19 protein-coding genes and 1 tRNA gene are annotated in these 18896 nt (G+C 66.0%); 15 read left to right on the top strand and 5 right to left on the bottom strand.

Annotated features, from left to right (window positions below; genetic code table 11):
- The first annotated feature begins 18 nt into the window (after positions 1 to 18).
- The 4 genes from lepA (at position 19) to GT370_RS01060 (ending at position 3066) form a co-directional block, all read left to right on the top strand.
- Positions 19 to 1824, top strand: a complete 1806-nt coding sequence (gene lepA, locus GT370_RS01075; protein ID WP_008493679.1) for a translation elongation factor 4 — start codon at positions 19 to 21, stop codon at positions 1822 to 1824.
- Between the two features lie 131 nt (positions 1825 to 1955).
- Positions 1956 to 2046 (top strand) — tRNA-Ser (locus GT370_RS01070).
- Positions 2047 to 2134: 88 nt separating this feature from the next.
- Positions 2135 to 2617, top strand: a complete 483-nt coding sequence (locus GT370_RS01065; protein ID WP_270183763.1) for a glycosyltransferase family 2 protein — start codon at positions 2135 to 2137, stop codon at positions 2615 to 2617.
- Entirely contained in the window at positions 2617 to 3066 is a 450-nt protein-coding gene (locus GT370_RS01060) for a hypothetical protein (protein ID WP_270183762.1), read from the top strand. Before GT370_RS01065 ends, GT370_RS01060 begins: the two co-directional genes overlap by 1 nt.
- Here the strand turns inward: GT370_RS01060 and GT370_RS01055 are convergent, their stop codons facing one another.
- Both GT370_RS01055 and pdxR read right to left on the bottom strand, forming a co-directional pair.
- Positions 3067 to 4044: a cation diffusion facilitator family transporter gene (locus GT370_RS01055; protein ID WP_008493681.1), complete on the bottom strand. Its 978-nt coding sequence runs from the start codon at positions 4042 to 4044 to the stop codon at positions 3067 to 3069. It abuts the gene before it with no gap.
- On the bottom strand, positions 4044 to 5540 hold the full coding sequence (pdxR, locus tag GT370_RS01050) for a MocR-like pyridoxine biosynthesis transcription factor PdxR (protein ID WP_270183761.1): 1497 nt from the start codon (positions 5538 to 5540) through the stop codon (positions 4044 to 4046). The genes GT370_RS01055 and pdxR overlap by 1 nt, the downstream gene beginning before the upstream one ends.
- Before the next feature lie 58 nt (positions 5541 to 5598).
- On the opposite strand from pdxR, the gene GT370_RS01045 reads away from it, so the two are divergent.
- A complete protein-coding gene (locus GT370_RS01045) occupies positions 5599 to 6252 on the top strand; it encodes a pyridoxamine 5'-phosphate oxidase family protein (protein WP_008493685.1) in 654 nt (217 codons plus the stop codon).
- 137 nt (positions 6253 to 6389) lie between these two features.
- Here the strand turns inward: GT370_RS01045 and GT370_RS01040 are convergent, their stop codons facing one another.
- Entirely contained in the window at positions 6390 to 7151 is a 762-nt protein-coding gene (locus tag GT370_RS01040; RefSeq protein WP_008493686.1) for an SDR family NAD(P)-dependent oxidoreductase, read from the bottom strand.
- A gap of 99 nt (positions 7152 to 7250) precedes the next feature.
- Between GT370_RS01040 and GT370_RS01035 the strand changes: the two genes are divergently transcribed.
- The 6 genes from GT370_RS01035 (at position 7251) to GT370_RS01010 (ending at position 12963) form a co-directional block, all read left to right on the top strand.
- Positions 7251 to 8150, top strand: coding sequence for a LysR family transcriptional regulator (locus GT370_RS01035; protein WP_008493687.1), 900 nt, complete (start codon positions 7251 to 7253; stop codon positions 8148 to 8150).
- A 102-nt stretch (positions 8151 to 8252) separates the two neighbouring features.
- Positions 8253 to 9647 carry an MFS transporter gene (locus GT370_RS01030; protein WP_039885099.1) on the top strand — a complete coding sequence of 465 codons (1395 nt, stop codon included), beginning with the start codon at positions 8253 to 8255 and terminating at the stop codon, positions 9645 to 9647.
- Positions 9644 to 10342 (top strand): response regulator transcription factor, encoded by a 699-nt coding sequence (locus tag GT370_RS01025; RefSeq protein ID WP_008493689.1) that lies wholly within the window; start codon positions 9644 to 9646, stop codon positions 10340 to 10342. The genes GT370_RS01030 and GT370_RS01025 overlap by 4 nt, the downstream gene beginning before the upstream one ends.
- Before the next feature lie 1236 nt (positions 10343 to 11578).
- Positions 11579 to 11722 carry a hypothetical protein gene (locus GT370_RS21125; RefSeq protein WP_442865476.1) on the top strand — a complete coding sequence of 48 codons (144 nt, stop codon included), beginning with the start codon at positions 11579 to 11581 and terminating at the stop codon, positions 11720 to 11722.
- 123 nt (positions 11723 to 11845) lie between these two features.
- Positions 11846 to 12835: a GGDEF domain-containing protein gene (locus tag GT370_RS01015; protein WP_270183759.1), complete on the top strand. Its 990-nt coding sequence runs from the start codon at positions 11846 to 11848 to the stop codon at positions 12833 to 12835.
- The gene (locus GT370_RS01010; protein WP_270183758.1) at positions 12832 to 12963 is read left to right on the top strand and encodes a hypothetical protein; all 132 of its coding nucleotides are present in this window, start codon (positions 12832 to 12834) and stop codon (positions 12961 to 12963) included. The genes GT370_RS01015 and GT370_RS01010 overlap by 4 nt, the downstream gene beginning before the upstream one ends.
- 105 nt (positions 12964 to 13068) lie before the next feature.
- On the opposite strand, the gene GT370_RS01005 is transcribed toward GT370_RS01010, so the two are convergent.
- The gene (locus tag GT370_RS01005; RefSeq protein WP_008493692.1) at positions 13069 to 13890 is read right to left on the bottom strand and encodes an aldo/keto reductase; all 822 of its coding nucleotides are present in this window, start codon (positions 13888 to 13890) and stop codon (positions 13069 to 13071) included.
- A gap of 57 nt (positions 13891 to 13947) precedes the next feature.
- On the bottom strand, positions 13948 to 14958 hold the full coding sequence (locus GT370_RS01000) for an MYG1 family protein (RefSeq protein ID WP_270183757.1): 1011 nt from the start codon (positions 14956 to 14958) through the stop codon (positions 13948 to 13950).
- 218 nt (positions 14959 to 15176) lie between these two features.
- On the opposite strand from GT370_RS01000, the gene GT370_RS00995 reads away from it, so the two are divergent.
- The 4 genes from GT370_RS00995 (at position 15177) to GT370_RS00980 (ending at position 18749) form a co-directional block, all read left to right on the top strand.
- Positions 15177 to 16445 carry a flavin-containing monooxygenase gene (locus GT370_RS00995; protein ID WP_008493694.1) on the top strand — a complete coding sequence of 423 codons (1269 nt, stop codon included), beginning with the start codon at positions 15177 to 15179 and terminating at the stop codon, positions 16443 to 16445.
- Between the two features lie 63 nt (positions 16446 to 16508).
- On the top strand, positions 16509 to 16880 hold the full coding sequence (locus tag GT370_RS00990) for a winged helix-turn-helix domain-containing protein (RefSeq protein ID WP_008493695.1): 372 nt from the start codon (positions 16509 to 16511) through the stop codon (positions 16878 to 16880).
- Positions 16881 to 17003: 123 nt separating this feature from the next.
- On the top strand, positions 17004 to 17438 hold the full coding sequence (locus GT370_RS00985; protein WP_008493696.1) for a PAS domain-containing protein: 435 nt from the start codon (positions 17004 to 17006) through the stop codon (positions 17436 to 17438).
- Between the two features lie 3 nt (positions 17439 to 17441).
- The gene (locus GT370_RS00980; protein ID WP_008493697.1) at positions 17442 to 18749 is read left to right on the top strand and encodes a PAS domain-containing methyl-accepting chemotaxis protein; all 1308 of its coding nucleotides are present in this window, start codon (positions 17442 to 17444) and stop codon (positions 18747 to 18749) included.
- Positions 18750 to 18896 lie beyond the last annotated feature (147 nt).

The raw sequence follows: 18896 nt of genomic DNA, 5'->3' as shown, positions 1-18896 counted from the left end.
ATGCCCTAAAGACCCGCCATGACCGGCACACCTCTCGACCTGATCCGTAATTTCTCCATCATCGCCCATATCGACCATGGCAAATCCACCCTGGCCGACCGGCTGATCCAGCATTGCGGCGGCCTCACCGCGCGCGAGATGACCGAGCAGGTGCTCGATAATATGGAGATCGAGAAAGAGCGCGGCATCACCATCAAGGCGCAGACCGTGCGCCTCGAATACCCGGCCTCGGACGGCAAGACCTATGTGCTCAACCTGATGGACACGCCCGGCCATGTCGATTTCGCCTATGAGGTCAGCCGCTCGCTGGCCGCCTGCGAGGGCTCGCTGCTGGTGGTCGACGCCTCCCAGGGCGTGGAGGCGCAGACGCTCGCCAATGTCTACCAGGCGCTGGATGCCAATCACGAGATCGTCCCGGTGCTCAACAAGGTCGATCTACCGGCCGCCGACGTGCCGAAGGTGAAGCAGCAGATCGAGGATGTGATCGGCATCGACGCTTCGGAAGCGGTGGAAATCTCCGCCAAGACCGGCCTCAATATCGAAGGCGTGCTGGAGGCACTGGTCGCCAAGCTGCCGCCGCCGCAGGGCCAGGAAGATGCGCCGCTGCAGGCGCTGCTGGTCGATTCATGGTACGACCAATATCTCGGCGTCGTCATTCTGGTGCGCATCAAGAACGGCGTGCTGCGCCGGGGCCAGAAGATCCGCATGATGTCCACCGGCGCCGTGCATCCGGTCGAGCAGCTCGGCGTGTTCACGCCCAAGATGCGCGCGGTCGAGGCGCTCGGGCCGGGCGAGATGGGCTATATCACCGCCGCCATCAAGACCGTCGCGGATTGCAATGTCGGCGACACCATCACCGATGATCGCCGCCCGGCCAGCGAGGCCCTGCCCGGCTTCAAACCCTCCATCCCGGTGGTGTGGTGCGGGCTGTTCCCGGTGGATGCCGACGATTTCGAGAAATTGCGCGAGAGCCTGGCGAAGCTGCGCCTCAACGATGCCAGCTTCCATTACGAGGCCGAGACCAGCGCGGCGTTGGGCTTTGGCTTCCGCTGCGGCTTCCTCGGCCTGCTGCATCTGGAAATCATCCAGGAGCGCCTCTCCCGCGAGTTCGACCTCAACCTGATCGCCACCGCCCCTTCGGTGGTCTATCACGTGTTCAAGACCAATGGTGAGATGGAGCCGCTGCACAACCCGGCCGACATGCCGGACGGCTCGATCATCGACCATATCGAGGAGCCCTGGATCAAGGCGACGATCATGGTGCCGGATGATTATCTCGGGTCCATCCTCACCCTCTGCTCCGAACGCCGCGGCCAGCAGCTCGACCTCACTTATGTCGGCAACCGCGCCATGGCGGTCTATAAGCTGCCGCTGAACGAGGTGGTGTTCGATTTCTATGACCGGCTGAAATCCGTAAGCCGCGGCTATGCCAGCTTCGATTATTCGCTGGAGGATTACGCCGAGTCGGATCTGGTGAAGATCTCCATCCTGGTGAATGCCGAGCCGGTGGACGCGCTCTCCTTCATCGCCCATCGCTCCCAGGCGGAGAGCCGGGGCCGCTCCATCTGCGGCAAGCTGAAGGAGCTGATCCCCAAGCAGCTGTTCAAGATCGCCATCCAGGCCGCGATTGGCGGGCGGGTGATCGCGCGCGAGACCATCTCCGCCCTCTCCAAGGACGTGACGGCGAAATGCTATGGCGGCGATATCAGCCGCAAGCGCAAACTGTTGGAGAAGCAGAAAGAGGGCAAGAAGCGCATGCGCCAGTTCGGCAAGGTGGAAATCCCGCAGAGCGCCTTCCTGGCGGCCCTCAAGATGGACGCCTAAACCACTGTTTTCAAAATGTTTTTGCTAAAAAACGCCACCCGGCTCCGGCGGGGTGGCGTTTTTTTCGCCCATCCCCCCGCCCCCCTTGGCAGGCGGGGTGAGTTTGGGTAGAGAGTGCCCCACCGCGCGCTGGACAGATGGCCGAGCGGCTTAAGGCGCACGCTTGGAAAGCGTGTGTACGTTAATAGCGTACCCAGGGTTCGAATCCCTGTCTGTCCGCCACTCTCGTTTCAGAAACAGACTGCGTCCTTCATCGCCCGTTGCGCTGGACAAGCCATTCGCGATTGCCCACAACCAAAGCGTGACCGATATGATCCCGCTCATCTCCCTCGTCGTCCCCTGCTACAACGAAAGCGAGGCCATCGCCCCGTTCGCGGCCACGATCATCCCTTTGCTGGAGGCCATCCCGGAGACGCAATGGGAGATCATCTGCGTCGATGACGGCAGCAAGGACGACACGCTGGCCCAGCTCATCGCCCTGGCCCAGCGCGACCCTCGCGTCCGCGTCATCGAACTCTCCCGCAATTTCGGCAAGGAGGCGGCGATGACCGCGGGGCTGGATGCGGCGCGGGGCGATGCCGTGATCCCCTTCGATGCCGACATGCAGGACCCGCCGGAGCTGATCCCCGAAATGCTCGCCGCCTGGCGGGCCGGCGCCGAGGTGGTGCTGGCCAGGCGCGTCGACCGCTCGACCGACAGCGCGATGAAGCGCCAGACCGCCTTGGCCTTCTACAAGCTCCACAACGCCCTCTCCCACACCAAAATCCCCGAGAATGTCGGGATTTCCGGCTGATGGACCGCGTCGTCGTCGAGGCGCTGAAAACCCTGCCCGAGCGCCAGCGTTTCATGAAAGGGCTGTTCGCCTGGGTCGGGTTTCGCACCGTCACCATCGACTATGTCCGCCGCCCCCGCAGCGCCGGGCAGAGCAAATTCTCCGGCTTCAAATTATGGAATTTCGCGCTGGAGGGCTTCACCAGCTTCTCCACCGCGCCGTTGAAAATCTGGACCTATCTCGGCATCGCCGGGGCGCTGCTGGCGCTGCTCTATGGGGTGCTGATCCTGCTGCGCACGCTGCTGCTGGGCAATCCGGTGCCGGGCTATGCCTCGCTCTTCGTGGCAATCACCTTCTTTGGCTCGGTACAGCTGATCTCGATCGGCCTGCTCGGCGAATATATCGGCCGCATCTATATGGAGGCCAAGCAACGCCCGACCTACATCATCCGCAAACGCCACGGGGATTGATCAGACGCTCTCCCCCAGCCGCAGCGCGCAGCCTTCGGCGACCGCCAGGCTCTCGATCTGGATGGTGACATGGCCGATGCCAAAGCGCGCCTTCGCCTCCTGGGCGATGCGCGCCAGCAGCGCCTCCTCATTGCCACCCTCCTCGCGCACCAGATGCGCGGTCAGCGCCACATCCGTCGTGCTCAGCCCCCAGATATGCAAATCGTGCAGCGCCGCGATATCGGGTAGGCCGCGCAGATAAGCCTCCACCGCATGGTGATCGACGGAGGCGGGCACGGCATCGAGCGAGAGATTCACCGAATCGCGCAGCAGCGACCAGGTGGCGATGACGATGACAGCGCTGACCGCGAGGCTGACCACCGGGTCCACCCAGGCCCAGCCGGTGAACAGAATCACCACACCCGCCGCCACCGTGCCCGCCGCCACCAGCGCGTCGCCCAGCATATGCAGGAAGGCGCCGCGGACATTGAGATCCCCCTTGCGCCCGGCCATGAACAGCAAGGCGGTGCCGCCATTGATGAGAATCCCCAACGCCGCGACGATGATGATCACCATCCCGGCCGGCTGCTGCGGGGCGAACAGCCGCAGCACCGCCTCCCAGGCGATGGCGCCGGTGACCACGAGCAGCAGCACAGCATTGCCCAGCGCGGTGAGGATGGAAGAGCGGCGCAGCCCGTACGTATAGCGCGCCGAGGGCTGGCGCTTCGCCAGCCAGGTCGCCGCCCAGGCCCCGGCCAGCCCCAGCACGTCCGAAAGATTATGCCCGGCATCGGCGAGCAGCGCCATCGAATGGCCGGCGACACCATAGACCGCCTCGCCGATCACATAAGCCAGATTCAGGGCGAGGCCGATGGCGAAGGCGCGGCCGAAATCAGCCGGGGCGTGGCTGTGCCCGGCATGGCCATGGCCCGCATGGTTGTGGCCGGCATGGTCGTGGCCGTGCTCATGCATATGGTCGTGATCGTCATGGTCATGCATCACGCGCGCTCCGCTAAAGATTTCTTCTGATCTAACGCAAAGCCTTTCCCACCGGAACCGGCCTCACCCCAGCCCGGCAAGGCACGCCCCCAGCCGTAACGCCGCCGCACGCAAATCCTCCGGCTCAAACCCGGCAAAGCCCAGCAGCAGCCCCTGCTCCGGGGCGCCTCGTGGAAATATGGGGAGAGCGAGACCACCGCCAGCCCGGCCTCGCGCGCCGCCGCCTCCACCGCCCGGTCCGACAGCCCAGCCAGACGCGGCCCGAAGCGGACGATGAAATGCATGCCCGAAGGCTCGATCGCCGGCACCAGCCAATCCGGCACCAAAGGCGCCAGCGCCTCGCGCAACGCGCTCTGGCGCTGGGCGTAGAGCCGGCGCATGCGGCGCAGATGGGTGGCGAATTCGCCGCTTTGCATGAAGCGCGCCAAGGCTGGCTGCGGCACCAGCGAGGCCTGGGTGCCGGCCCGGCCGATGACCTCATGCAGCCGCGTCAGAAACGGCGCGGGCACCAGCATGTAGCCGAGCCGGATGCCCGGCGAGAGCAGTTTGGAAAAACTGCCGATATAGAGCGTGCGCGCGCCGCGATCGAGGCTGGCCAAGGCCGGCAGCGGCTGGCCGGTGAAGCGGAATTCGCTGTCATAATCATCCTCGATCACCAGCGCCCCGGCGCGCTGCGCCCAGTCCAGCAGCGCCAGCCGCCGTGCCGCGGGCAGCGTCATCCCCAGCGGATATTGCCGCGAGGGTGTCACCACCACCCCGGCCGCATCCGGGCGCAGCAAAGCCGGGTTCAGCCCTTGCGCATCCACAGCCACGGCCACGCAACGCAGCCCCGCCGCCGCCAGCCGGGCGCGCACCGGGGCGTGGCCGGGTTCCTCCACATGCACGATGCTACCCGGCGCCAGCAGCCGCCCGGCCAGCCCCAGCGCCTCGGTGGCGCCGGAGGTGACGATGATCTGCCCGGCCGAACAGAAAATGCCGCGCCAGGCGCCGAGATGCGCGGCGATGGCCTCGCGCAAAGGCGGCCAGCCGAACCGGTCCGGCACGCCCAGCAGGCCCGCTTCCGGCTGGCGCCAGGCGGCCTCCAGATGCCGCGCCCAGGCGGCGTGCGGAAACTGGCGCATATCCGGCTGGCCGGGATGAAAGGGCAGCACCGGGCGCGCGCCGGACGCGGCCGGGCCATCCCCCGCCTGCGCCAGCGGCGGGGCCAGATGCGGCAAATCCCGCGCCACGAACAGCCCGGCCCCCTGGCGGCCTTGCAGATAGCCCTCGGCGGTGAGCTGGTCCAAGGCGGTGAGCACGGTGGCACGGGAGATGGACAGCTCCTGCGCCAGCTTGCGGCTGGGCGGCAGCCGCGCCCCCGGCGGCGCCCCGGCCAGAATCAGCCGCCGCAGCGCCTCGGCCAGCTGCACATGCAACGCCTCACCGCCGCGCGCCAGGGCCAGGCCGAGCAAGGCGGCATCAAAATTGGCCTGGTCTTGAATGTTTAAATTGGTCATTTCAAACAGACCAATATCGCGCCACTCTGCCCCTCATCAAGTCCCATCAGAGAGCATCATGACCGAAGACCTTCTGCAAACCGACCGTACCCGCCTGCGCCGTTCGCATCAGCGCGGCTCTTTCGACCGCGCTGTGGTGAACGCGATCCTGGACGCGCAACCCATGTGCAGCGTCGGCTATGTGATCGACGGCAAGCCCTACGTGACCCCCACCCTGCAATGGCGCGAGGGCGATCACGTCTATTGGCACGCCTCCTCCGCCAGCCGCGCCCTGCGCGCCGCCAGCGGGCAAGAGGTGTGCCTGAACGTGGCGATTCTGGATGGCTATGTGATGGCGCGCTCGGGCTTTCATCACTCGGTGAATTCGCGCTCGGTGATGCTATTCGGCACCGCGCATCTGGTACCCGATGAGGAAAAGCAAGCCAAACTCAGCGCGTTTATCGATGGGCTCTGGCCCGGCCGGGCCGCGATGCTGCGCCCGAACAGCGCGCAGGAGCTCAAGGCAACCTCGATCCTGGCGCTGAAGATCGAGGAAGGCAGTGCCAAAATCCGCACTGGCGGGCCGAAGGATGAAGAGGAGGATTATGCGCTGCCGATCTGGGCCGGGGTGATTCCGGTGACGACCCAGATCGGCACGCCGATCGACGATGCGCGTCTGACGGCCGGGATCGCGCCGCCGGCGCATCTCACGGCGATGGCGCGAAAATTTTAAAAGTTTTTTGGTGCCGCTTTTTTTCAAAAAAGCGGCGAAAACGTCTGGGGTGGTGGCACTGGCGTTGCCAATGCCCCGAACGTTTGTGGGACTTTTTGAAAAAAGTCCCCACACCCCCAAAAACTTTTGCAATTTTTTTAGAGCACCATCCCGCCGGAAATCTCAATCCGCTGCCCATTCACCCAACGAGTCTCCTCCCCCAGCAGCGCCGCCACCGCCGGGCCGATATCCTCTGGCTCGCCCACCCGCCCCAAAGCGGCATAAGACGCCACACGCTGGTTCATCTCCGGATTATCCCGCACCACACCGCCATTGAAATCCGTGGCAATCGCCCCCGGCGCCACCGTGTTCGCGGTAATGCCCCGCGCCCCCAGCTCCACCGCCAGATAGCGCGTCAGCACCTCCACTCCGCCCTTCATCGCCGCGTAGGCGGAGGCGCCGGGGAAGCTGAATCGCGCCAGCCCGGAGGAAATATTGACGATACGGCCACCATCTTCCAGCAACGGCAGCAGCGTCTGCGTCAGGAAAAACACCCCTTTCAGATGCACGTTGAAGAGTTTATCAAACGCCTCCTCACTGGTTTGCGCGAACGGCGCATGATGGCCAAAGCCGGCATTATTCACCAGATGGTCGAAGCGCTCCCGCCCCCACACCTCCCGCAGCGCCTGCCGCACCGCCACCGCAAACCCCGCGAAACTTTTCACATCCCCGGCATCCAGCGGCAAAAACACCGCCTTGCCGCCCTTGGCCTCGATCGCGTCCTTCACCTCATCGGCCTGCGCCTTGTTGCTGTGATAGGTGCCGATCACATTTTCCCCGCGCTCTGCCAGCGCCAGCGCCATGCTGCGCCCCAGCCCGCGGCTGGCCCCTGTGATCAAGGCGATTTTTCCTGTGCTCATCTCAAACACTCCTGTGAGTTTCAGTGAGGCTGAGATGCGCCTTTCCGCCCCGCAAATAATCAGGCAAAATCCGGCAACATCATCCGAGGATCACGAACAATGGACAGATTCGACCATATGCGGGTCTTCGTGCGGATCCTGGAGCGCGGCAGCTTCGTGCGCGCCGCCGAGGATCTCTCCCTGCCCGCCTCCACCGTCACCGACGCGCTGAAGCAGCTCGAAGCCCGGCTGGGCACCCGGCTGCTCCAGCGCACCACCCGCCAGGTCCGCGCCACCCCGGATGGCGAGGCCTATTACCGGCGCTGCCTTTCCATCCTCGCCGATATGGAGGACGCCGAAAGCGCCTTCAGCAGCGCCAAGCCGCGCGGCTTTCTGCATGTCGAGGCGCAGGGCAGCCAGGTGCGCCGCATCATCCTGCCCGGCCTGCCCGCCTTCCTGGACCGCTACCCGGAATTGGAACTCTATGTCAGCGAGGGCGACCGCTTTGTGGATCTGATCCGCGAAGGGGTGGATTGCGCCCTGCGCGCCGGCCAGCCGGCCGAGAGCGATCTGATCGCCCGCCGCCTGGCGCTGATGCCGGAAGGCACCTTCGCCTCCCCGGCCTATCTCGCCCGCCACGGCACGCCGCCAAGCTGGGACCAGCTCGCCGGGCATAAAATGGTCGGCTTCCGCTCCTCGGCCACCGGCGGGGTGCTGCCGCTGGAATTTCGCGTCGGCAAGGCGGTGAAAACCGTCTCACTTCCCTGCGTGCTCTCGGTCAACGGCGCGGAGAGCTACAAGGAAGCCGCTTTGCAAGGGCTGGGGCTGATCCAGGTGCCGCATTACGGGGTGGAGGCGGAGCTGCGCGACGGCCGGCTGGTGGAGGTTCTGGCGCACACCCCGCCCACGCCGCTCCCGCTCTACGTGCTCTATCCGCGCAACCGCCAGCTCTCGCTGCGGGTGCGGGTGTTCATTGACTGGGTGGCCGGCGAATATGCCCGGCATCTGCCGGCAAGCTGACAGGCCCCGCCACCCCCGCTATAGATGTTTGAAAATGCCGAGGAGCGCTTCCGTCTTGCCGATGCAGACCAAATCCCGCACGCCAGACCGGTCCCCGCCCGCATGAGCGCGCAGGAGGCCGCGCGCATCGCCGCCCGGCTGGACCGGCTGCCGCTCTGCGAGGCGATCTGGCATCCGGTGCTCTATATCTCGCTGGGCGGCGTGTTCGAGTTCTACAGCGTCTTCCTCACCGCCTATATCGCGCCGCGCATGGTCGATGCCGGGCTGTTCACCCCGGCCAGCCTCGGCCCCTTCGCGGCGCTGCGCGACATCGCGGTCTCGGGCGCTGGCACCTTCGTCTTCTGCACCTTCGCCGGGCTCTGGGCCGGGGCGGTGCTGGGCGCGCCGCTGGTCGATTATTGCGGCCGCAAGCGCGTGTTTTTCTGGTCGCTGCTCTGGTACAGCGCCTGCACCGCGATCATGGCCTGCCAGCAGAGCGGCGCCGCCCTCAATCTCTGGCGCTTCATCGCCGGCATCGGCTTCGGGGCCGAGCTGGTGGCGATGGATACCTATATCGCCGAGCTGATCCCCGGCTTCGCCCGCGGCCGCGCCTTCGCCCTCAACCAGACCATCACCTTCACCATCGTCCCCTTCGCCGCGCTGCTCGCCTGGCTGACGCCAACGCAGATCCTGCCCGCTCTGCCGGGCTGGCGGCTGGTGATGCTGGTCGGCGCGGCGGGGGCGCTGGTCGCCTGGCCGCTCTGGCGGCTGCTGCCAGAGAGCCCGCGCTGGCTGGCGCTGAAAGGCCGCACGGCGCAGGCCGAGGCGGTGATGCAGGAGCTGGAAACCGCCGCCCAGCGTGCCGCCCCGCTGCCCGCCCCGGCGATTGCGCAGCCCGAGGCCGAAGGGCGCGGCACGCTCTGGGAGATGTTCACCCCGCGCTATATCGAGCGCACGCTGATGCTGAGCCTGTTCAACATCGCCCAGGTGGTCGGCTTCTACGGCTTCGCCGCCTGGGTGCCGGCATTGCTGATCGCGCGCGGCATCACCATCGTCGATAGTTTCGAATATTCCTTCATCATCGCGCTGGCCAACCCGTTCGGCCCGGCTTTGGGGCTGATGCTGGCGGACCGGCTGGAGCGGCGCACCCAGATCGTGCTCGGGCTCGGGCTGATGGCGCTGTTCATGGCCGCCTTTTCCATCGCCCGGGCGCCGTTCCTGCTGATCCTGATCGGGGTGATGTTCACCCTGGCGGCCAATCTGATGTCCTATGCCTATCATGGCTATCAGGCGGAGCTTTACCCCACGCGCATACGCGGCCGCGCCATCGGCTTCACCTATGGCTGGAGCCGGATGGCCGCCGCCTTCGCCGGGCTGGCGGTGGGGTATTTCCTCTATGCTGGCGGGGTGCCGGCGGTGGCCTTGTTCATCGGCGTCGCCATGCTGGTCGGCATGGTGATGATCACCGTGTTCGGGCCGGACAGCGCGGGCTTGCCGCTGGAGGAGATCAACCATTGAGCCCGCGCCCCGCCCGGCTGCTGATCGTCGAGGATGACGAGGAGATGCGCGCCGATCTGGAAACCGCCCTGCGCGCCGAGGGCTATGCGGTGGAGAGTGCGGCCGATGGCAGGCAGGGGCTGGAGCGCGCCGCCACTGGCGGCTTCGACGCGCTGGTGCTCGACCGCATGCTGCCGCATCTGGACGGCATCGCCATCATCACCGGGCTGCGCGCCATGGGCATCGCCACCCCGGCTTTGTTCCTCACCGCGCTGAGCCGGGTGGATGAGCGCGTCGAGGGGCTGCGCGCCGGCGGCGATGATTATCTGGTCAAACCCTTCGCCATCGCCGAACTCACCGCCCGGCTGGAGGTGCTGCTGCGCCGCCGCGCGGCCCAGGCCAAGCAGTCGCTGCTGCGGGTCGGCACGCTCGAACTCAACCGGCTCACCCAGAAGGCCAGCCGGGACGGCAAGACCATCCTGCTGAAACCCCGCGAATTCCGGCTGCTGGAATATCTGATGCTGAATGCCGGCAAGGTGGTCACCCGCGCGATGCTGCTGGAAGCGGTGTGGGACTTCCATTTCGAACCCCAGACCCTGGTGGTGGAATCCCATATCAGCCGCGTGCGCGCCAAGATCGACCAGGGCTTCCCCACCGAGATGATCCAGACCGTGCGCGGCCTCGGCTACCGGCTCGCGGATGATTCGCAGGATTAAACGCGCCCGGCTGGTGCGCATGGCGAGCTTCCGCCTCGCCGTGCTCGGCACGCTGCTCTCCACCTTGGCGGCCATGCTGGCCTTCGCGCTGATCTATAACGCCACCGCCAGCGCCGCCCGCCATAATCTGGCGCCGGCCCTCACCCAGGCCCGCGCCGCGCTGCTGGCCCAAGCCGCCAGCGCGGACGCGCGGACGGAACAAAATGGCAGCGCGGACGCGCTGACGGAAAACGATGGCAGCGCGGACGCGCTGCAAGGCCCCGTAACCCGGGCGGCCCAGGCGCCGGGCACGTTATTCTACGCCCTGTTCGCGCCGGATGGCCGCGAACTGGCCGGCAATCTGCCCCTGCGCGCGGCGGCGCCCGGTTGGCGGGTGCTCAACCGCTGGGCCGGGGACCAGCTGCCGGACGGCATGCAGGAAATCATCGGCCTGGAGACGGCGCTGGCACAGGGCGGCAGCCTCTTCATCGGCGCCGATGCCTCCGCCCTCGCCGCCCTCAACCGGCGCATCGCCTATATCTTCGCCAGCGTCTTCGGCATCGCGCTCGGGCTCGGGCTGCTGATCAGCCTGGTCATCGCCTTGTTCAGCCTGCAACGCGTGCAGGCGATCAGCCGCACCAGCCGCGAGATCATCGCCGGCGACCTCTCCCGCCGGGTCAAGCTCTACGGCCATGACGACGAGCTGGACGTGCTGACCGCGGAGGTGAACACCATGCTCGCCACGGTGGAAGGGCTGGTGCTGAATGCCCGCCACGTCACCAACGCCATCGCGCATGATCTGCGCTCGCCGCTGGCCCGGCTGCGCAACTTCCTGAAAACCGCGCCGCCGGACGCCGCCGCCCTGGCCGAGGCCACGGCACGGACCGAGGAGATACTGAAACTCTTCGCCGCCATGCTGCAGATTGCCGAGGTGGAAGCCGGCGCGGTGCGCGGGCGCTTCACGCTGGTCGATCTCACCGCCCTCTGCCTGGGCCTGGCCGAAACCTATGAGAATGTGGCCGAGGATCTCGGCCAGGATTTCCGCGCCGAGATCGCCCCTGGCCTGGCGCTGCGCGGCGATGCCAAGCTGCTCGCCCAGATGCTGGTCAACGGCATCGAAAACGCGCTGCGCCATTGCCCGCCCGGCACCGCCATCCGCTTCCGCGCCCAGCCGCAAGGCGGCTGGATCGAAATCACCATCAGCGATCGCGGCCCGGCATCCCGGCCGCCTTGCGCGAGGCCGCCTTCGGCCCCTTCGTGCGGCTGGCCCCGCAGACGCCGGGCACCGGGCTGGGACTCAGCCTGGTGCGGGCGGTGGCGCGGCTGCATGAGGGCGAGGCGGCGCTGCTGGACCATGAACCCGGCCTGATCCTGCGGCTGCGCCTGCCGGCGCCATTCTAGAGCCCAGAATAAAAATTGTTCTCCATCAAAAGCGCACAGAGCGCAAAACGGTCATGTCATTGGGATTGCTTAAATTAACCTGCCGTAATATGTCTCATTCTCTGGACAACCCCCAAGCTGACAATGCCGCCCGCCAACCTGTTCCTCATCCTGGACATCATGACCTGGGTCGGCGCCCTGCTGCTGCTGGGAGTCAGCACCATCATGCGCTCGGCGACACTGCGCTACTGGGGCGGCGCCTATCTGGCCGGCGCCATCGGCATCGCCGGCGTGGTGGTCGGGGTGAAATACTGGCCCTGGGCGGCCTATGGGCTGGGGCCGGCCCTGGTGCTGACCGGCTATTGGCTGATGTGGATGGGGCTGCGCCAGCTGCGCCCCGGGCGCCCGCTCGTGCTCTGGCCAGTGCTGGTCGCCGCCTGCTGGTGCGTGGTCAGCGACTGGCGGATCTTCGCTCATAATGAGCTGCTGCGCTTCGCCGTGTTCAGCCCGGCCGGCTTCCTCTGCATGGTGGCGATCGCGCATGAAAGCCTGCGCATTCCGGCCCGGGTGGAGGTGCGCTGGCTGCTGGCCGGGCTGGCCCTGCTGCATGCCGCCTTCTATGCCGCGCGCAGCCTCTGCGCCCTGCTGTTCCCGAGCCCGGATACCACCCAGCTCTGGCTCTACATCACCCCGACCGAGGCGATCCTGTATGAGTTCTCCGACGCCTTCCTGATCCTGTTCGCGGTGCTGGCCACACGTCAGGACACGCTGCGCACCCAGGCCCATACCGACCATCTCACCGGGCTGTTGAACCGGCGGCGGTTTTTCGAGCTGGCCCAGCGCGTGCTACAGGACCGGCCCTGCGCGGTGCTGGTGTTCGATGTCGATTATTTCAAAACCGTCAACGACACCCATGGCCATGCCGGCGGCGACGAGGTGCTGCGCGTGCTGGGCGAGGTCTGCCGCGCGCATCTGCGCAAGGGCGATCTGATCGGCCGGGTCGGCGGCGATGAATTCGCGATGCTGATCCGCGACGATGAGGACGCGGCCCGCCGCATCGCCGCCCGCATCCGCGAGGCCTTCACCAGCGCCTGCCAGGCGCGCGGCTATGTCACCGGCGTCACCTTCGGGTGATCACGGGAGAGGCCGCGCCGATCGAAACCCTGCTCGCCGCCGCCGATGCCGAGCTCTACATCGCCAAACGCCAGCGCAGCCTGCAATCCCTGCCCGCCCCGGCCAGCATCACCTACCGGCATGGCTGAGGCATTTCGCCGGGCGGCGCTGCGCGCGCAGCCGGCGGCGCGCGGAAAGACGTGGGGGCTTTTTGAAAAAAGCCCCCACACCCCAAAAACTTTTTCAATTTTGGGCTATAGCATATCCAACGGCACAGCACGCTTCGGCGGCGCGAAGGCCTTGTCGATGGCGGCCAGATCCTCTGCGGTCAGCTGCAGCCTCAGCGCGCCCAGATTTTCCTCGATCCGTGCCGCATGGCCGGTTTTGGGAATGCTCACCACCCCCTCCTGGCGCAAGCCCCAGGCCAGCGCCACCTGCCCGGGCGTTGCCCCATGCGCCGCCGCCACCGCCTTCACCGCCGCACTCTCCAGCACCTTGTTGTGCTGCCCCAGCGGCGTGTAGGCCATCACCGGAATCCCCCGCCCCTGGCACCAGGGCAGCAGATCGAACTCGATCCCCCGCGTTTGCGGATTATACAGCACCTGATTCGCCGCACAGCCCGCGGGCAGGCCCCGCATATCCTCAAGGTCGAAATTCGAAACACCCCAGGCGCGGATCTTGCCCTGCGCGCGCAGCGCAGCGAACGCCTCGATCGTCTCCTCCACCGGCACGCTGCCGATCCAGTGCAGCAGATAGAGATCGAGATACTCCGTCCCCAACCGCTTCAGGCTGGCCTCGCAGGCGCGGATCGTGCCCGCCTTGCTGGCATGGGACGGGGCGACCTTGCTGACCAGCAGCAGCCGCTCACGCTCGCCCCGTACCGCCTCGCCCAGCAGCGTCTCGGCGGCGCCATCGCCATAAATCTCGGCGGTGTCGAACAGCGTGATGCCCTGGGCGATGGCCGCCTTCAGCGCCGCCAACTCCTCGCTCCGGCGCGCCGGGCTCTCGCCCATGCGCCAGGTGCCCAGCCCCATCGCCGGCAATTCCAGCCCGCCGGCCTGTTTCATGCTGCGCATCGCGGCTCCTCCTTGGCTTGCGTGATCCGCCTCAGCTTGGGGCCGCCCGCGCCGGTTTCAAGCCTCGGCCGGGCTCTCCGCCACGCTCCGGGCGGGGGCTTGCGCCAGCATCTTCATCGCCATCGCCAGCGCGCCCTCACGGCTCTTCGCCGCGCCGACGAAGCGGCGCACATGCACGAACACCGCATCCTCCACCCCGCAAACCGCCGCCAGCGCCTCGCCCTGCAACCCGGCCCATGCCTCGGGGAAGGGCAGGCGCTGCGCGAAGGACCCGGGCTCCGGCGGCATCGTGTCGATCATCCAATTGCCGTTGGAAGCCGGCGAGATGCAGAACAGAATCGGCAGCTCATGCGCGAAGGCGGCACTCTTCCAGGGCATGCCGGTCTCCAGCACCAGCAAACGCGGCTCCGGCCCGGCCTGATAGGCGGCCAGCACGCGGGCATCGGCCTCCATGCGGCTGCGCTTGCCCTCCACCTTCAGCGCCAGCACCCCGGCGGCGAAATCCGCCGCGCGCAGAAACGCCGCATCCCCGGCGGTGGCGCCATTCGCCTCGTCACTGTCCCAGCTCGGGTTGTAATCGCCGATCAGCGCCGCCAGCCCCAGACTGTCACGCAGCACCGGCCCGCTCATCGAGACGCCATTATCGATCTCGTCGATCCGCTTCACCAGCCCCTCATTCAGCTCTTCTGCGATCGCAGCGGCAAAGCCCTGCGCCGCGTCCGGCAGCAAAGCCGCCACCGCGCGCGCGCCGTAAACCTGCCAGAGCAGCCCGGCGGCGGAATAGGGCGTGCCATCCTCGCGCTGCGGTGCGCCGATCTGGTGATGGTCGAAGCGCTGCGCCTGCGGGTCGTAAACGCTGCCGACATCGAACACGATATCCCCGCTCTCGATCAGCTCGGGCTTGCGTGTGCGCAGCAGAACATGGTCCTCGCCGGGGCGCGACAGCCCCAAAGCCAGGCGCAGCACGGCATAGCCGAACACCTCGTCGCAATGGAACTTGCCGCTATGGGTGACAAGGCGCGGCAATTGAGCAGGGATCATCGAGGCATTCCAGTCTGGCAGGGTCAAAATCCCCCCTGCCCTACAAAGCATGGCCGCCCCCGTCCAGCTTTGCGGCCGGCAAACCCGGCCCAATTTTTCGCCAGCCCGCCCAATGCTTCACCATTTTCAAACCAGGATAGACTCTGGTTTATTTCCACCGAAGCCATGGATAGGAAAATCGTTCTGCCCCTCTCCCCTGGCCCTGTGTAGCATCCGGGCTTTGCAGCAGAAGGCGAGTTGAGGTGATGGCTGACGAAACGATCGAGGTGCTGGTGATCGGCGCCGGCCAGGCCGGCATCGCGGCGGCGGAGCATCTGGGCGCGGCTGGCATCCCCTATCTGGTGCTGGAGCGCGCGCGCATCGCCGAGCGCTGGCGCAGTGCGCGCTGGGATTCGCTGGTCGCCAACGGCCCCGCCTGGCATGACCGGTTTCCGAACATGGCATTCCCCCATCGCGGCCCGGACGCCTTTGTGCCGAAAGAGGAAGTCGCCGATTATTTCGAGGCCTATGCCAAACAGATCGACGCCAATCTGCGCTGCGGCGTCGAGGTGCAGGCGGTGCGCCGCAACCCTGAAGGCCCGGGCTTCATCGCGCAGACCAGCCAGGGGCGCATCGGCGCGCGCGCGATCATCGTCGCCACCGGGGCATTCCAGACCCCGGTCCATCCGGCGCTCATTCCCGCGCAGCCCGGCCTCACCCAGCTCCATTCCAGCGCCTATCGCAACCCCGCCCAGCTCGCCCCCGGCGCGGTGCTGGTGGTCGGCTGCGGCTCCTCGGGCACGCAGATCGCCGATGAGCTGCAGCGCGCCGGGCGCCGGGTCTATCTCTCCGTCGGCGCGCATGACCGCCCGCCCCGGCGCTATCGCGGCCGGGATTTCTGCTGGTGGCTGGGGGTGCTGAATAAATGGGACGCCGAAGCCCCGCCCAGCACCGCGCATGTGACCATCGCGGTCAGCGGCGCGCGCGGCGGCGAGACCGTCGATTTCCGCCGCCTGGCCCAGCGCGGCATCACCCTGCTCGGCCTCACCGAAGCCCATGCGGACGGCAAGCTGCGCTTCGCCGATAATCTCAAGTGTAATCTCGACAAGGGCGACGCCAATTATCTCGCTTTGCTGGCAGAGGCCGACGCCTATATCGCCCGCAACCATCTCGATCTGCCGCCGGAAGAAGACGCCAAAATCATCCCCCCCGATCCGGATTGCGTCACCCATCCGATCCGCGAACTTGATCTGGCCCAGGCCGGCATCACCAGCATCATCTGGGCCACCGGCTTCAGGGCGGATTATAGCTGGCTGCAGCTGGATAGCTTCAACGCCAACGGCACCCCCAACCATGCGCGCGGCGTGGCGGCGGAGCCGGGGCTGTATTTCCTCGGCCTGCCCTGGCAGTCCCGCCGCGGCTCCTCCTTCATCTGGGGCGTCTGGCACGATGCGAAATTCGTCACCGACCATATCGCCAAGCAACGCGCCTATCTCGCCTATGAGGGCATGGCGCTGCCGGCGCTGAATGGCTGACCGCGTTGCCAGCCCGACCGCCCCTGCCCTATTCTGCCCCTGGATGGCGACAAGGCGGACAGAATGGCGGCGGCACCCTATCGGCTGAGCCTGCGGATCTACCTCCCCAACGGGCTGCGGCTCGGCCCGGGCAAGATCGCGCTGCTGCAGGCGGTGGCGGCGCAAGGCTCGATCAGCGCCGCCGCCCGCGCCCAGCGCATCTCTTATAAACGCGCCTGGGATCTGCTGGAGGAGATGAACCGGCTGCTGGAAGCGCCGGTGATCGAGACCATGCAAGGCGGCAAAACCGGCGGCGGCGCCCGCCTCACCGCAACCGGCATCGCCTTGCTGGCGCATTACCAGGCGGTGCTGGACGCGGCGGAAACCCAGGGCAGCGCCGCACTCAAAGCGATCGCGGCGCTGGGGCAGATGCCGGAAGATGCGCCGGCGCACTGAGAGAGGCGGCATATTTTTCCGTCGGCTGGTCCAGCCGCTTAAATGACGGAGAAAAATTAATCCTTCCGCAAGCTCGATCGTCGAAGCTCTGGCCGGTTAATTGTTAGGGACGGGTGGCGCAGAATGTCGACGTTTAATTTTTTCAGCGGCGCGGGCGCGGCAGCCACGCTGGCCGCTTTGTCCGCCTCGCTGGGCATCATCGAGTTCGATACCAGCGGCAAAATACTGAACGCCAACGAAAATTTCTGCAAGGCCATCGGTTACGAATTGGCCGAGATCAAGGGCAAACATCACCGGATATTTATCGATCCCGCCTATGCGCAGAGCCAGGACTATAATGAATTCTGGGCGAAGCTCCGGCGCGGCACCTATGAGGCCGGTGAATATAAGCGCATCGGCAAGCAAGGCCGCGAAGTATGGCTGCAAGCCTCTTATAATCCGGTTAAAAACCGGCGCGGCGCCGTCGTCAAAATCGTCAAGCAGGCGACCGACATCACCGCCGAGAAGCTGAAAAACGCCGAAACAAAAAATATATTTGAGGCGATTTCCCGGGCCTAGGCGATGATCGAGTTCACCGTCGATGGACAGATCATCACCGCCAACGATCATTTCCTGAAGGCCATCGGCTACCAGCTGGCTGAGATTAAAGGCCGCAAGCACAGTATGCTGGTCGATCCTGATTATGCGCAATCCGCGGATTATCGGGCGTTCTGGAAAAAACTGGCGGCGGGCGAATATATCGCCGCGGAGTTCAAGCGCATCGGCAAGGGCGGCAAGGAGGTTTGGCTCCAGGCTTCTTACAACCCGATCTTCGATCTCAACGGCAAGGTGGTCAAGGTGATCAAATTCGCCACCGATATCACCGGGCGCGAACGTGCCGTCCAAGGCATCGCGGCCGGCTTGAAGGAATTGTCTGCCAATAATCTCACCTACCGGATCAATGATCTGTTCATCCAGGAATTCGAACCGGTTCGCCTCGATTTCAATGCGTCGCTGGACAAGCTGGACGCGACGATGCGCGCGATTTCCACGAACACACAGGCGGTCCGCAACGGCTCGTCCGAAATCTCCACCGCCTCGGATGATCTCGCCCGGCGCACCGAGCAACAGGCCGCCAGCCTCGAAGAGACCGCCGCGGCGCTGGATCAGATCACCACGACCGTCAGCGAGGCCGCGGGAAGTGCCAAGGCGGCGCGCGACATTGTGGAGAAGGCTCAGGCCGACGCGGAGCGCTCCCGGACGGTGGTGACCGAGACCGTAAGCGCCATGGCGGGAATCGAAACCTCCTCCAAACAGATCAGCAATATCATCGGCGTCATCGACGAGATTGCGTTCCAGACCAATCTGCTGGCCCTGAATGCGGGGGTCGAGGCGGCGCGCGCCGGCGATGCCGGGCGGGGCTTCGCCGTGGTCGCCACCGAGGTGCGCGCCCTGGCCCAGCGCTCCGCTGATGCGGCGAAGGAAATCAAGGCATTGATTTCCACCTCCGGCCAGCAAGTGGAAACCGGGGTGCGGCTGGTGAACGAGACCGGCAACGCGTTGGAGAGTATCGCCAAACAGGTCTCGAGGCTGAACGGCTTGATCGTCAACATCGCCGCCTCGGCGCAAGAACAGTCCTCCGGGCTCGGCCAGGTCAACAGCGCCATCAACGATCTGGATCAGGTGACCCAGAAAAACGCCGCGATGGTGGAAGAGACAAGCGCCGCCAGCCATAGCCTAACGCAGGAAGCCGAGACGCTGGCCAAGCTCATAGGCCAGTTCCGGATCGGCGATGCGGCGGCGAGGGCGCGGCCTGCCGGCGGCTGGGCGCCAGCAAGAGGCAGAGCCGAGCAAGCCATGTCCGGCAGCTTCGCCGCCTTGGCCTCTTAGAACCTGTTCCGTTCACATTGACGCGCGGAACACGTTTCGCTTTTTTGAAAAATTAAAGCGCTTTTTGGGGACCGCCTTTTTCAAAAAAGCAGCGATGATGTGGGGGCTTTTTGTAACCCCCCACACCCCCAAAAACTTTTATCAGTT

This window comes from Acidocella sp. MX-AZ03, from assembly GCF_027626035.1.
Classification (GTDB): Bacteria; Pseudomonadota; Alphaproteobacteria; order Acetobacterales; family Acetobacteraceae; genus Acidocella; species Acidocella facilis.
This window is presented reverse-complemented; position numbering and strand designations above follow the sequence as displayed.